General features: G+C 53.1%; 8 protein-coding genes, 1 tRNA gene and 3 rRNA genes. 2 read left to right on the top strand and 10 right to left on the bottom strand.

The window, feature by feature from the left end; genetic code table 11:
* Positions 1-4 precede the first annotated feature (4 nt).
* The 6 genes from aceB to ACJ9Y9_RS01210 all read right to left on the bottom strand — a co-directional run bounded on the left by aceB (position 5) and on the right by ACJ9Y9_RS01210 (position 7,953).
* Positions 5-1,606, bottom strand: coding sequence for a malate synthase A (gene aceB, locus ACJ9Y9_RS01235; protein ID WP_028017989.1), 1,602 nt, complete (start codon positions 1,604-1,606; stop codon positions 5-7).
* A gap of 270 nt (positions 1,607-1,876) precedes the next feature.
* On the bottom strand, positions 1,877-2,806 hold the full coding sequence (gene metA, locus ACJ9Y9_RS01230; RefSeq protein WP_028017990.1) for a homoserine O-succinyltransferase: 930 nt from the start codon (positions 2,804-2,806) through the stop codon (positions 1,877-1,879).
* Positions 2,807-2,983: 177 nt separating this feature from the next.
* Positions 2,984-3,099, bottom strand: a 5S ribosomal RNA gene (gene rrf / locus ACJ9Y9_RS01225).
* 72 nt (positions 3,100-3,171) lie between these two features.
* Positions 3,172-6,070: ribosomal RNA gene (locus ACJ9Y9_RS01220) — 23S ribosomal RNA — on the bottom strand.
* A 192-nt stretch (positions 6,071-6,262) separates the two neighbouring features.
* A tRNA-Glu gene (locus ACJ9Y9_RS01215) sits at positions 6,263-6,338 on the bottom strand.
* An 85-nt stretch (positions 6,339-6,423) separates the two neighbouring features.
* Positions 6,424-7,953 (bottom strand): 16S ribosomal RNA (locus ACJ9Y9_RS01210).
* The 16S, 23S and 5S rRNA genes sit together here with 1 tRNA gene alongside, the layout of an rRNA operon.
* Positions 7,954-8,518: 565 nt before the next feature.
* Here ACJ9Y9_RS01210 and purH point away from each other — a divergent pair.
* Both purH and purD read left to right on the top strand, forming a co-directional pair.
* On the top strand, positions 8,519-10,108 hold the full coding sequence (gene purH, locus ACJ9Y9_RS01205; protein ID WP_028018460.1) for a bifunctional phosphoribosylaminoimidazolecarboxamide formyltransferase/IMP cyclohydrolase: 1,590 nt from the start codon (positions 8,519-8,521) through the stop codon (positions 10,106-10,108).
* Between the two features lie 15 nt (positions 10,109-10,123).
* Positions 10,124-11,416, top strand: a complete 1,293-nt coding sequence (purD, locus tag ACJ9Y9_RS01200) for a phosphoribosylamine--glycine ligase (RefSeq protein ID WP_028018461.1) — start codon at positions 10,124-10,126, stop codon at positions 11,414-11,416.
* A gap of 57 nt (positions 11,417-11,473) precedes the next feature.
* Here the strand turns inward: purD and ACJ9Y9_RS01195 are convergent, their stop codons facing one another.
* The 4 genes from ACJ9Y9_RS01195 to nfi all read right to left on the bottom strand — a co-directional run bounded on the left by ACJ9Y9_RS01195 (position 11,474) and on the right by nfi (position 13,940).
* Positions 11,474-12,166: a DUF1481 domain-containing protein gene (locus tag ACJ9Y9_RS01195; RefSeq protein ID WP_028018462.1), complete on the bottom strand. Its 693-nt coding sequence runs from the start codon at positions 12,164-12,166 to the stop codon at positions 11,474-11,476.
* Between the two features lie 11 nt (positions 12,167-12,177).
* Positions 12,178-12,450 carry a nucleoid-associated protein HU-alpha gene (gene hupA, locus ACJ9Y9_RS01190; protein WP_002445246.1) on the bottom strand — a complete coding sequence of 91 codons (273 nt, stop codon included), beginning with the start codon at positions 12,448-12,450 and terminating at the stop codon, positions 12,178-12,180.
* 186 nt (positions 12,451-12,636) lie between these two features.
* Entirely contained in the window at positions 12,637-13,227 is a 591-nt protein-coding gene (locus tag ACJ9Y9_RS01185; protein WP_028018463.1) for a YjaG family protein, read from the bottom strand.
* A gap of 41 nt (positions 13,228-13,268) precedes the next feature.
* A complete protein-coding gene (nfi, locus tag ACJ9Y9_RS01180; protein WP_028018464.1) occupies positions 13,269-13,940 on the bottom strand; it encodes a deoxyribonuclease V in 672 nt (223 codons plus the stop codon).
* Between the last annotated feature and the right edge of the window lie 2 nt (positions 13,941-13,942).

Below are 13,942 nucleotides of genomic sequence, written 5' to 3'. Positions count from 1 at the left end.
TGAGTTACGCCAGGAAGCGGTAGCCCGGCAGGGTCAGGAAGTCGATTAAGTCATCTGATGTGGTGATTTGCTCCATCAGGCGCGCAGCGTCGTCAAAACGTCCACTGCTGAAGCGGTGTTCGCCCAGCTCGTCCTGGATCACCCGCATCTCTTCGGCCAGCATCTGGCGGAACAGGGATTTGGTTACCGGCTTACCGTTGCTGAGCGTTTTTTGATGGTGGATCCACTGCCAGATGGAGGTACGGGAGATCTCCGCCGTCGCGGCATCTTCCATCAGGCCGTAGATAGGCACACAGCCGTTGCCGGAGATCCACGCTTCGATGTATTGCACGGCGACGCGAATATTGGCACGCATGCCCTCTTCGGTGCGTTCACCCGCACACGGTGCCAGCAGTTGCTCTTCGGCTGTTGGCGCATCCTCTTCGCGGGTGACAAACAGCTGGTTTTTATTGTCGCCAAGCACGCGGTTGAATACCTCCATCGCGGTATCGGCCAGGCCCGGGTGTGCAATCCACGTCCCGTCATGACCATTACGTGCTTCAAGTTCTTTATCGGCTTTCACCTTGTTGAGTACCTGGCTATTACGCTCCGCATCTTTGCTTGGAATAAACGCGGCCATGCCGCCCATCGCAAAGGCACCACGCTTGTGGCAGGTTTTGATCAGCAGACGCGAGTAGGCGCTCAGGAACGGTTTATCCATGGTGACAACCTGACGATCCGGCAGTACGCGATCGGGATAATTCTTCAGGGTCTTGATGTAGCTGAAAATGTAGTCCCAGCGCCCGCAGTTCAGGCCGACAATGTGATCGCGCAGGGCATGCAGAATTTCATTCATCTGGAACACGGCAGGCAGCGTTTCAATAAGCAGCGTGGCTTTGATGGTGCCGCGCGGCAGGTTGAATCGATCTTCCGCATAACTAAACACCTCACTCCACCAGGCCGCTTCCTGCCAGGATTGTGTTTTCGGCAGATAGAAGTAAGGGCCGCTACCTTTTGTCAGCAGGTTTTTGTGGTTGTGGAAGAAATAGAGCGCGAAATCAAACAGGCTGCCCGGAATGGCTTCCCCACGCCAGGTGACGTGTTTTTCAGGCAGGTGCAGCCCGCGTACGCGGCATATCAGCACCGCCGGGTTCGGTTTGAGCTGGTAAATTTTGCCGGCTTCGTTGGTATAGCTGATGGTGCCGTTCACGGCGTCGCGCAGATTGATCTGCCCCTCAATGACCTTACGCCAGTCCGGTGCCAGAGAATCTTCAAAATCAGCCATAAAGACTTTAACGTTCGCGTTCATGGCGTTGATCACCATTTTGCGCTCTACCGGCCCCGTGATCTCAACCCGGCGATCCTGCAAATCTTCAGGAATGCCACGGATTTTCCACTCGCCACGGCGAATGGAAGCGGTTTCCGAAATAAAACCAGGCAACTTGCCATCGTCAATTTCCTGCTGCTGATGAATGCGCGCTGCCAGCAGCTTATTACGCTGTGGCGTAAAGCGCGTTACCAGTTCAGTCAGGAATTCTACCGCTTCCGCCGTCAAAACTTGCTGTTCTTGCTCGCCATACGGCTGGGTAAAGGCCAGTTCATCGACCGTCGTTGCCTGTTGAGTCATCACTCTGCTCCTCATCAAAGATCCAAATTCACATCCCCAATGCGAACGAAAGATCGTTGTGTAGTTTTCGCTCAGCAGAATTAAGACTATCTATATTTTTTCCAAAATCAAAAACAATTTCCATTTTAATTTAATTTTAGATTCAATTTATTGATTTAATTGAAATTAAAGTTTTATTGAGTGGTGAGTGGCATTTCGGAAATAAAAAAGGCACCCGAAGGTGCCTGATCTGAATAGCTGAAACGCTTTAGGATCGTTTAGTGCAGAAGATTACTCCAGCGTCGGATTCATGTGACGCAGATCGTATGGTGTGATTTGGTAGACGTAATAGTTGAGCCAGTTCGTAAACAGCAAATTCCCGTGGCTGCGCCAGGTTGCTCTCGGTTTGTTTTGCGGATCGTTTTTCGGGAAATAGTTGTACGGAACATCCGGATTCAGACCCGCTTCGACGTCACGGAAAAACTCAGCCGCGAGGGTGTTTGGGTCATACTCGGGATGCCCAGTGACAAAAGCAATACGCTTATCTTTGCTGGCAAACAGGTAGGCATCACCATCTTCCGTTTCAGCCAGGATCTCCAGATCGGTGTAATCGCGGATCAGTTGTGCCGGGAAATCGGCATAGCGAGAGTGTGGGGCAAGGAAAGTGTCATCAAATCCGCGCGTCAGTAATGCGTGTGGATGCAGAATATGATGTTCATATACGCCAGAGAGCTTTTCAGTGCGGGTTTGCTTTGGAATGCCATACAGGATATTCAGTGCCGCCTGGACCGCCCAACAGACAAAAAGCGTGGAGGTGACGTGATCTTTTGCCCACTCCAGCACCTGTTTTATCTGCGGCCAGTAGGCAACATCATTGAATTCAACCAGGCCCAGTGGTGCTCCCGTTACAATCAGTCCATCGAAGTTTTCATCGCGGATGTCATCGAAGTTACAGTAGAAATTGTTCAGATGCTCAGAAGGTGTATTTCGCGACTCACGGGCATCAATTCGTAGCAGCTGGATATCAACCTGAAGCGGGGAGTTCGAAAGCAGACGAAGAAACTGGTTTTCTGTTTCGATCTTTTTTGGCATCAGATTGAGAATAAGCACCTTCAGCGGGCGAATTTCCTGACCTGTAGCGCGTGAAGCCGTCATGACAAAGACATTTTCTTCACGTAAGAAATTGACGGCTGGTAGCTCGTCCTGCACCCGAATCGGCATAACCTTATATCCTCACAGCATACGTATAAACGTTTAGACATCCAGACAGCTAACGATAACCAGAAATGATCTGAATGTCGAGTCTGCAAGTGAAAGGTGAGAAAGTTTCAAGGAGGGAATGTGTAAGATCCAAAGCAAAAAACCCCGCACCTTACGGTACGGGGTTTTTTGTTTGATGCCCGGCAGTTCCCTACTCTCACATGGGGAGACCCCACACTACCATCGGCGCTACGGCGTTTCACTTCTGAGTTCGGCATGGGGTCAGGTGGGACCACCGCGCTAAAGCCGCCAGGGCAAATTCTGTTAAATCTGTATCAAGGCTGAAAATCTTCTGTCTCTCTTCGCCGAAACAGCTTCGGCGTTGTAAGGTTAAGCCTCACGGTTCATTAGTATCGGTTAGCTCAACGCATCGCTGCGCTTACACACCCGACCTATCAACGTCGTAGTCTTCAACGTTCCTTCAGGACTCTCAAGGAGTCAGGGAGAACTCATCTCGGGGCAAGTTTCGTGCTTAGATGCTTTCAGCACTTATCTCTTCCGCATTTAGCTACCGGGCAATGCCATTGGCATGACAACCCGAACACCAGTGATGCGTCCACTCCGGTCCTCTCGTACTAGGAGCAGCCCCCCTCAATTCTCCAGCGCCCACGGCAGATAGGGACCGAACTGTCTCACGACGTTCTAAACCCAGCTCGCGTACCACTTTAAATGGCGAACAGCCATACCCTTGGGACCTACTTCAGCCCCAGGATGTGATGAGCCGACATCGAGGTGCCAAACACCGCCGTCGATATGAACTCTTGGGCGGTATCAGCCTGTTATCCCCGGAGTACCTTTTATCCGTTGAGCGATGGCCCTTCCATTCAGAACCACCGGATCACTATGACCTGCTTTCGCACCTGCTCGAGCCGTCACTCTCGCAGTCAAGCTAGCTTATGCCATTGCACTAACCTCCTGATGTCCGACCAGATTAGCTAACCTTCGTGCTCCTCCGTTACTCTTTGGGAGGAGACCGCCCCAGTCAAACTACCCACCAGACACTGTCCGCAACCCGGATTACGGGTCTACGTTAGAACACCAGCCATTAAAGGGTGGTATTTCAAGGGCGGCTCCACGCAGACTGGCGTCCACGCTTCAAAGCCTCCCACCTATCCTACACATCAAGGACCAGTGTTCAGTGTCAAGCTATAGTAAAGGTTCACGGGGTCTTTCCGTCTTGCCGCGGGTACACTGCATCTTCACAGCGAGTTCAATTTCACTGAGTCTCGGGTGGAGACAGCCTGGCCATCATTACGCCATTCGTGCAGGTCGGAACTTACCCGACAAGGAATTTCGCTACCTTAGGACCGTTATAGTTACGGCCGCCGTTTACCGGGGCTTCGATCAAGAGCTTCGCGTTGCCGCTAACCCCATCAATTAACCTTCCGGCACCGGGCAGGCGTCACACCGTATACGTCCACTTTCGTGTTTGCACAGTGCTGTGTTTTTAATAAACAGTTGCAGCCAGCTGGTATCTTCGACTGATTTCAGCTCCACCCGCAGGGGCTTCACCTACATATCAGCGTGCCTTCTCCCGAAGTTACGGCACCATTTTGCCTAGTTCCTTCACCCGAGTTCTCTCAAGCGCCTTGGTATTCTCTACCTGACCACCTGTGTCGGTTTGGGGTACGATTTGATGTTACCTGATGCTTAGAGGCTTTTCCTGGAAGCAGGGCATTTGTTACTTCAGCACCGTAGTGCCTCGTCATCACACCTCAGCGTTAATAAGGTACCGGATTTCCCGAACCTCCGCCTACATGCTTAAACCGGGACAACCGTCGCCCGGCTAACATAGCCTTCTCCGTCCCCCCTTCGCAGTAACACCAAGTACAGGAATATTAACCTGTTTCCCATCGACTACGCCTTTCGGCCTCGCCTTAGGGGTCGACTCACCCTGCCCCGATTAACGTTGGACAGGAACCCTTGGTCTTCCGGCGTGCGGGCTTTTCACCCGCATTATCGTTACTTATGTCAGCATTCGCACTTCTGATACCTCCAGCACCCCTCACAGGACACCTTCAACGGCTTACAGAACGCTCCCCTACCCAACAACACATAGTGTCGCTGCCGCAGCTTCGGTGCATGGTTTAGCCCCGTTACATCTTCCGCGCAGGCCGACTCGACCAGTGAGCTATTACGCTTTCTTTAAATGATGGCTGCTTCTAAGCCAACATCCTGGCTGTCTGTGCCTTCCCACATCGTTTCCCACTTAACCATGACTTTGGGACCTTAGCTGGCGGTCTGGGTTGTTTCCCTCTTCACGACGGACGTTAGCACCCGCCGTGTGTCTCCCGTGATAACATTCTTCGGTATTCGTAGTTTGCATCGGGTTGGTAAGCCGGGATGGCCCCTAGCCGAAACAGTGCTCTACCCCCGAAGATGAGTTCACGAGGCGCTACCTAAATAGCTTTCGGGGAGAACCAGCTATCTCCCGGTTTGATTGGCCTTTCACCCCCAGCCACAAGTCATCCGCTAATTTTTCAACATTAGTCGGTTCGGTCCTCCAGTTAGTGTTACCCAACCTTCAACCTGCCCATGGCTAGATCACCGGGTTTCGGGTCTATACCCTGCAACTTAACGCCCAGTTAAGACTCGGTTTCCCTTCGGCTCCCCTATACGGTTAACCTTGCTACAGAATATAAGTCGCTGACCCATTATACAAAAGGTACGCAGTCACACCACGAAGGTGCTCCCACTGCTTGTACGTACACGGTTTCAGGTTCTTTTTCACTCCCCTCGCCGGGGTTCTTTTCGCCTTTCCCTCACGGTACTGGTTCACTATCGGTCAGTCAGGAGTATTTAGCCTTGGAGGATGGTCCCCCCATATTCAGACAGGATACCACGTGTCCCGCCCTACTCTTCGAGTTCACAGCCTGTGCATTTTCGTGTACGGGACTATCACCCTGTACCGTCGGACTTTCCAGACCGTTCCACTAACACACAAGCTGATTCAGACTCTGGGCTGCTCCCCGTTCGCTCGCCGCTACTGGGGGAATCTCGGTTGATTTCTTTTCCTCGGGGTACTTAGATGTTTCAGTTCCCCGGTTCGCCTCGTTAACCTATGTATTCAGTTAACGATAGTGCAACGAATTGCACTGGGTTTCCCCATTCGGACATCGCCGGGTCAAAGGTTCATATCACCTCGCCGGCGCTTTTCGCAGATTAGCACGTCCTTCATCGCCTCTGACTGCCGGGCATCCACCGTGTACGCTTAGTCGCTTAACCTCACAACCCGAAGATGTTTCTTTCGATTCATCATCGACTTGCGAAAATTTGAGAGACTCGAACACACATAACATGTGTGTCGTTTCAATTTTCAGCTTGATCCAGATTTTTAAAGAGCAAATATCTCAAACATGACTCGCAAGTCAGTTTTGAGATATGACGGCAGGTGACTTTCACTCACGAACCAGCAAGTGGCGTCCCCTAGGGGATTCGAACCCCTGTTACCGCCGTGAAAGGGCGGTGTCCTGGGCCTCTAGACGAAGGGGACGTATAAGTCTCAATCGCAAGACGCCTTGCTATTTACTTTTCATCAGACAATCTGTGTGAGCACTACAAAGGCAGGTTCTTTAAGGTAAGGAGGTGATCCAACCGCAGGTTCCCCTACGGTTACCTTGTTACGACTTCACCCCAGTCATGAATCACAAAGTGGTAAGCGCCCTCCCGAAGGTTAAGCTACCTACTTCTTTTGCAACCCACTCCCATGGTGTGACGGGCGGTGTGTACAAGGCCCGGGAACGTATTCACCGTAGCATTCTGATCTACGATTACTAGCGATTCCGACTTCATGGAGTCGAGTTGCAGACTCCAATCCGGACTACGACGCACTTTATGAGGTCCGCTTGCTCTCGCGAGGTCGCTTCTCTTTGTATGCGCCATTGTAGCACGTGTGTAGCCCTACTCGTAAGGGCCATGATGACTTGACGTCATCCCCACCTTCCTCCAGTTTATCACTGGCAGTCTCCTTTGAGTTCCCGGCCGGACCGCTGGCAACAAAGGATAAGGGTTGCGCTCGTTGCGGGACTTAACCCAACATTTCACAACACGAGCTGACGACAGCCATGCAGCACCTGTCTCAGAGTTCCCGAAGGCACCAATCCATCTCTGGAAAGTTCTCTGGATGTCAAGAGTAGGTAAGGTTCTTCGCGTTGCATCGAATTAAACCACATGCTCCACCGCTTGTGCGGGCCCCCGTCAATTCATTTGAGTTTTAACCTTGCGGCCGTACTCCCGGGTGCGGTCGACTTAACGCGTTAGCTCCGCCACGCCTCAAGGGCACAACCTCCAAGTCGACATCGTTTACGGCGTGGACTACCGGGTATCTAATCCTGTTTGCTCCCCACGCTTTCGCACCTGAGCGTCAGTCTTTGTCCGGGGCCGCCTTCGCCACCGGTATTCCTCCAGATCTCTACGCATTTCACCGCTACACTGAATTCTACCCCCTCTACAAGACTCTAGCCTGCCAGTTTCGAATGCAGTTCCCGGTTGAGCCCGGGGATTTCACATCCGACTTGACAGACCGCCTGCGTGCGCTTTACGCCCAGTAATTCCGATTAACGCTTGCACCCTCCGTATTACCGCGGCTGCTGGCACGGAGTTAGCCGGTGCTTCTTCTGCGGGTAACGTCAATTGCTGAGGTTATTAACCTCAGCACCTTCCTCCCCGCTGAAAGTACTTTACAACCCGAAGGCCTTCTTCATACACGCGGCATGGCTGCATCAGGCTTGCGCCCATTGTGCAATATTCCCCACTGCTGCCTCCCGTAGGAGTCTGGACCGTGTCTCAGTTCCAGTGTGGCTGGTCATCCTCTCAGACCAGCTAGGGATCGTCGCCTAGGTGAGCCGTTACCCCACCTACTAGCTAATCCCATCTGGGCACATCTGATGGCAAGAGGCCCGAAGGTCCCCCTCTTTGGTCTTGCGACGTTATGCGGTATTAGCTACCGTTTCCAGTAGTTATCCCCCTCCATCAGGCAGTTTCCCAGACATTACTCACCCGTCCGCCGCTCGTCACCCGAGAGCAAGCTCTCTGTGCTACCGCTCGACTTGCATGTGTTAGGCCTGCCGCCAGCGTTCAATCTGAGCCATGATCAAACTCTTCAATTTAAAAGTTTGATGCTCAATGAATTAAACTTCGTAATGAATTACGTGTTCACTCGTTGAGACTTGGTATTCATTTTTCGTCCGAGGACGTTAAGAATCCATGTCACTTTGAGTGCCCACACAGATTGTCTGATAAATTGTTAAAGAGCAGTTGCAACGCGGCTTTCAGCTCACCGTTGCGAGGTGGCGTATATTACGCTTTCCTCTTTCAGAGTCAACCCGTTATTTCAGGATTTTTTCTCTTCAACCGACCGGGTTGTTTGTGAAGTGATTCACATCCGCCGTGTCGATGGAGGCGCATTATAGGGAGTTCTCCGCAGGCCGCAACCGAAAAGTTGCAAAAAAATGACTGACTGCTGCATTCCCCAGCAAAACCCCGCTTTATACCCATTTACACACAGACTTATCCACAATGATACGAAAAAGTGAAAATGTGCGAGCGTTGCGCAAACGTTTTCGTTAAAATGCTCGCGCTTAACAAGGATGCCCTGTCAGGTGTGTTAGATGAGTTTTTCGCTGGAAAATTCATCTAACGCTCTCTGTAATCGTGAAATCCAGGGGATTTACCATGCAACAACGTCGTCCAGTCCGCCGCGCTCTGCTCAGTGTTTCTGATAAAGCCGGTATCGTCGAATTCGCTCAGGCACTTTCTGCACGTGGTGTGGAGCTGCTTTCCACAGGCGGTACCGCTCGCCTGTTAGCAGATAAAGGTCTGCCGGTAACCGAAGTGTCCGATTACACCGGTTTCCCGGAAATGATGGATGGACGCGTCAAAACCCTGCATCCGAAAGTCCACGGCGGAATTCTTGGGCGCCGCGGTCAGGACGACGCCATTATGGAAAAACATGATATCGCACCAATCGACATGGTCGTCGTTAACCTCTATCCGTTCGCTCAGACTGTTGCCCGCGAAGGCTGCTCGCTGGAAGATGCCGTAGAGAATATTGATATCGGCGGCCCGACCATGGTGCGCTCCGCTGCCAAGAACCATAAAGATGTGGCTATCGTGGTGAAGAGCAGCGACTACAACACCATTATTAATGAGATGGATGCCAACGAAGGGTCACTGACTCTGCAAACGCGTTTCGATCTCGCCATCAAAGCATTCGAACACACCGCTGCATACGACAGCATGATCGCCAACTACTTCGGTAGCCTGGTGCCGGCTTACCACGGTGAAAGCAAAGATCCTTCAGGCCGCTTCCCGCGCACCCTGAACCTGAACTTCATTAAGAAGCAGGATATGCGTTATGGTGAGAACAGCCACCAGCAGGCAGCCTTCTATATAGAAGAAGAGGTCAAAGAAGCCTCGGTTGCTACCGCTCAACAGGTTCAGGGCAAAGCGCTTTCCTATAACAACATCGCTGACACCGATGCTGCGCTGGAATGTGTGAAAGAGTTCAGTGAGCCTGCCTGCGTTATCGTCAAGCACGCCAACCCATGCGGCGTCGCGGTAAGTAGTTCTATTCTGGATGCCTACGATCGCGCCTACAAAACCGACCCGACCTCCGCGTTCGGCGGTATTATCGCCTTCAACCGCGAGCTGGATGCTGAAACGGCACAGGCCATCATCTCCCGTCAGTTTGTCGAAGTGATCATCGCGCCATCCGCATCCGAAGAAGCGCTGAAAATCACCGCTGCAAAACAGAACGTGCGCGTGCTGGTTTGCGGCCAGTGGGCTGAGCGTGTACCAGGCCTGGACTTCAAACGCGTGAACGGCGGTCTGCTGGTTCAGGACCGCGACCTGGGTATGGTGACAGAAGCCGACCTGCGCGTGGTGACCAAACGTCAACCAACCGAGCAGGAACTGCGTGACGCGCTGTTCTGCTGGAAAGTGGCGAAATTCGTGAAATCCAACGCCATTGTCTACGCGAAAGAGAACATGACCATCGGGATAGGTGCGGGCCAGATGAGCCGTGTCTACTCTGCAAAAATTGCCGGGATTAAAGCAGGTGATGAAGGTCTGGAAGTGAAAGGCTCCGCCATGGCGTCTGACGCCTTCTTCCCGTTCCGTGACGGTATCGATGCTGCCGCAGCAGTAGGTATCACCTGTGTGATCCAGCCTGGCGGTTCCATTCGTGATGACGAAGTGATTGCCGCTGCCGATGAACACGGTATTGCGATGATCTTCACCGACATGCGTCACTTCCGCCATTAATTCCCGGAGCAGAAAATGAAAGTATTAGTGATTGGTAACGGCGGACGCGAGCACGCGCTGGCGTGGAAAGCGGCACAGTCTCCGCTGGTGAAAACCGTCTTTGTGGCACCGGGCAACGCCGGTACGGCGCTGGAGCCTGCGCTGCAGAACGTGGCTATCGGCGTGACCGATATTCCAGCACTGCTGAGCTTTGCCCAGAACGAGAAAATCGATCTGACCATCGTCGGCCCGGAAGCGCCGCTGGTGATTGGCGTGGTGGATGCGTTCCGCGCAGCCGGCCTTAAAATCTTCGGGCCAACCGAAGGTGCAGCACAGCTCGAAGGCTCCAAAGCCTTCACCAAAGATTTCCTCGCGCGTCACAACATCCCGACGGCGGAATATCAGAACTTCACGGAAGTTGAGCCAGCCCTGGCTTATCTGCGTGAAAAAGGCGCGCCGATTGTCATTAAGGCCGACGGCCTGGCTGCCGGTAAAGGCGTTATCGTGGCGATGACTCTCGAAGAAGCGGAGGCCGCGGTGCAGGACATGCTGGCAGGCAACGCATTCGGCGACGCAGGCCATCGCATCGTGATCGAAGAGTTCCTCGATGGTGAAGAGGCGAGCTTCATTGTAATGGTCGACGGCGAGCACGTTCTACCGATGGCTACCAGCCAGGATCATAAACGCGTAGGCAATGCGGATACCGGCCCGAACACCGGCGGTATGGGCGCTTACTCACCCGCTCCGGTCGTGACTGACGAAGTACATCAGCGCACGATGGATCGCATCATCTGGCCAACCGTAAAAGGTATGGCAGCCGAAGGGAACACTTACACTGGTTTCCTCTATGCGGGTCTGATGATCGATAAACAGGGTAACCCTAAGGTCATCGAGTTCAACTGCCGCTTTGGCGATCCAGAAACTCAGCCGATCATGCTGCGCATGAAATCCGATCTGGTCGATCTGTGCCTGGCAGCCTGTGAAGGTAAGCTGGATGAGAAAACTTCCGAGTGGGACGAACGTGCATCTCTGGGCGTGGTGATTGCCGCTGGCGGCTATCCGGGCAATTACAACACCGGAGATGAGATCCACGGTCTGCCGCTGGAAGAGCTCGAAGGCGGTAAAGTGTTCCATGCGGGTACGAAACTGTCTGACGACGATCGCGTACTGACCAACGGTGGCCGCGTGCTGTGTGCGACCGCGTTGGGTCATAGCGTTGCAGAAGCACAGAAGCGCGCCTATGCGCTGATGGCGGATATTCACTGGAACGGTAGCTTTAGCCGTCAGGATATCGGCTATCGCGCGATTGCGCGTGAGCAAGGGGAGTAACGGAACCGTCTGTTACACTCACCCAACTCCTCTCCCTCAAGGGAGAGGGGATTTACGTCAGAAACTTTTTTCTGTCGGCTGCCAGGTGCAGAAGTCTTCGTTCGCCACCAGCAGCAGTTGAGAACCTTCCGGTGCTTCAAGCCACGCCACACTCACCTCCATAGATGAATGACGCTGACGACGTTCAATATGTTCGGTTGCCCAGGATTCAAGCTCAGGCTTCACTGTCTGCCCTTCGCAAGTTGTTACCGTCCCATCGGCGTGCCAGCGCCCCTGGCGCAGTACAACGCGTCCCTGACGCAGCGCATCGCTGGTCTGGCGGATCTGTTCAGCACGATAACGATAGAGAGCAATTTGATCGCTGGAAAGCTGCTGTTTTTGACCGCTCACTTCACGCTGCATAAAGCTCAGCTCGCCATGGTCATCAAAACGCACTTTCACATGTTCAGGGGTCTTACTGTAGACGTTCAGTTCGATCAGCGACAGGTCATCGCCCTGCCAGCGATACTCCGCGGTCGAGGTATTGCCGTTATGCCACGGGCTAAAAGCAGAAAGCAGATGGACTTCACCGCCGGAATCTTTGCGCCATATTCTGACTGCCCCCTGGTTGTCAGCGTAGCCGCTGGCGGTAAACGGTGGTAGAGTGGAGTCATGACTACAGGCAGACAGCAACAGCACGCCGGCCAGCGCGAGCGCACCACGCCAGACAGACAAAAGGGGCGTTACCGCCCCTTCGTTAAAACTGTTCACTGCCACGCGTCTTACTTAACAGCGTCTTTCAGAGCTTTACCAGAAACGAATGCTGGCACGTTAGCTGCGGCGATTTTGATTTCTTTACCGGTCTGCGGGTTGCGGCCAGTGCGCTCAGCACGGTGGTTCACTTTGAAGGTACCGAAACCAACCAGTTGTACAGCATCGCCTTCTTTCAGAGACTCAGTAATTGCAGCCAGGGTAGATTCCAGAGCAGCTTTAGCCTGCACTTTAGACAGATCAGCCTTGTCCGCAATTACATCAATCAGTTGAGTCTTGTTCATAAGTTATCCTTTCAATGTGTTTATCGCTTGCTAAGCATCGAGTGCGACGAAAATGCCAAAAAAGCACTCTCCTGCATACACGCACCGATAGCCACTTTTTTTCGCCCCCCAAATGTAGACCAGACAAGGGGCGAAAGGGAAGAGTCGAGGAGCGACAAAACGGGCGTTATCTCAAGTTTTATTGTCTCATTGGTTAAAAATTATACCAATATTGCTCTCACCGGCCTCACGTAAGTCCGCGCGCAGCCCTTTTATCAGCTCAATATCGCGCTCTTCACACTCTGCCAGCAGGCGGAAAATTTCCCACTGAATGTCCCATTCTTGTTCTACCGCCGGGTTAGCACGCAGCTCTTCGTCGGTCATTTCACGACCTTCCTGAGTCATTTCCAGCATCGCAACGGTCGTAATCGATGCCTTACTGACTTCGATAGCATGCTCCAGCGTTTCACCACTCAGGCGGGAGTGAATCAACTCGCTTAACGCCACACAGGCATCGATCGCCGGATAGACACCGTACAGGTCAAAATCATCCGCAACCGGAATCGCCTCTTCCAGCTTTTCGAGCTGAGAGTCGAAATTCACCTTCGCGTCTTTCACCGTCAGCGTTTCCCAGATCAGATCCAGAATTCGGCGATAAATATGACCATCACCAAAGCCCGTCTGCTTGCAGAACGCGGCATAGTTGGGATACATGCGCTCGCACAGGCAAGCCATAAAGGTGACGTGCTGCCAGCTTTCCAGCTTCTCAAGGCGCAGGTGAATCGGGTTTTGTAACATGATGATCTCTCGAATCGAAAATTAGGCGCAGTTTACCTGAATCATCGCTGAATTTCCTGCCAACGAACAAAAGCTGGGCGTGAAGAAGCCACCGCATCAGCCCAGCGCGTCGGCTCTGGTAACCGGTAACCCTTCATACAGCGCTGCACCCACCCCAGAGCGCTATCCATGCTCACCCGATGTCCGGTGGCAATAAACAGCGGGTTACAGCGGGCTTTGCTGCGCCATACCCACGCCAGTTGTTCACCTTTATCAATGAGCGGCGCCAGCGCGCCAGGCTCGGCAGAAAGCGGTTCAAACGCGCCGCACAAGCGTTTCTTAGCTACGCCGATGGTGGGAACATCCACCAGCAGGCCAAAGTGGCTGGCCACGCCTAAACGGCGCGGATGCGAAATACCGTGCCCATCGACAAACAGTAGGTCAGGTTTTTGCGAGAGCTGTTCCCACGCTGCCAGCAGCGCGGGGTATTCGCGGAAGGAGAGAAAGCCCGGGATGTACGGCATGGTGGTGGCAATACGCGCCACTTTGTACTCCACCAGCTCAAGCGAGGGATATTTCAGTACCACCATCGCCGCTCGCGTCACGTCCCCACCCTGCTCAAACCCGACGTCAGCTCCACCGATAAACTGCGGGGGATCCTTATCCAGACGATCCTCGCGGATCACGGATGAAGCCAGTTCAATTTGTTGGGCGCGTAATGACGCGAGATCCATAG

The organism is Enterobacter sp. CPE_E1241, assembly GCF_045618265.1.
GTDB classification, from domain to species: domain Bacteria; phylum Pseudomonadota; class Gammaproteobacteria; order Enterobacterales; family Enterobacteriaceae; genus Enterobacter; species Enterobacter adelaidei.
Note: the sequence above shows the minus strand (reverse complement) of the source record. Positions and strands in the feature narration are given on the sequence as shown.

Coding starts and splice junctions, on each gene's coding strand:
- purD (WP_028018461.1), top strand. CDS start 10,124: ATGAAAGTATTAGTGATTGGTAACGGCGGACGCGAGCACGCGCTGGCG.
- purH (WP_028018460.1), top strand. CDS start 8,519: ATGCAACAACGTCGTCCAGTCCGCCGCGCTCTGCTCAGTGTTTCTGAT.
- ACJ9Y9_RS01185 (WP_028018463.1), bottom strand. CDS start 13,227: ATGTTACAAAACCCGATTCACCTGCGCCTTGAGAAGCTGGAAAGCTGG.
- hupA (WP_002445246.1), bottom strand. CDS start 12,450: ATGAACAAGACTCAACTGATTGATGTAATTGCGGACAAGGCTGATCTG.
- aceB (WP_028017989.1), bottom strand. CDS start 1,606: ATGACTCAACAGGCAACGACGGTCGATGAACTGGCCTTTACCCAGCCG.
- metA (WP_028017990.1), bottom strand. CDS start 2,806: ATGCCGATTCGGGTGCAGGACGAGCTACCAGCCGTCAATTTCTTACGT.
- nfi (WP_028018464.1), bottom strand. CDS start 13,940: ATGGATCTCGCGTCATTACGCGCCCAACAAATTGAACTGGCTTCATCC.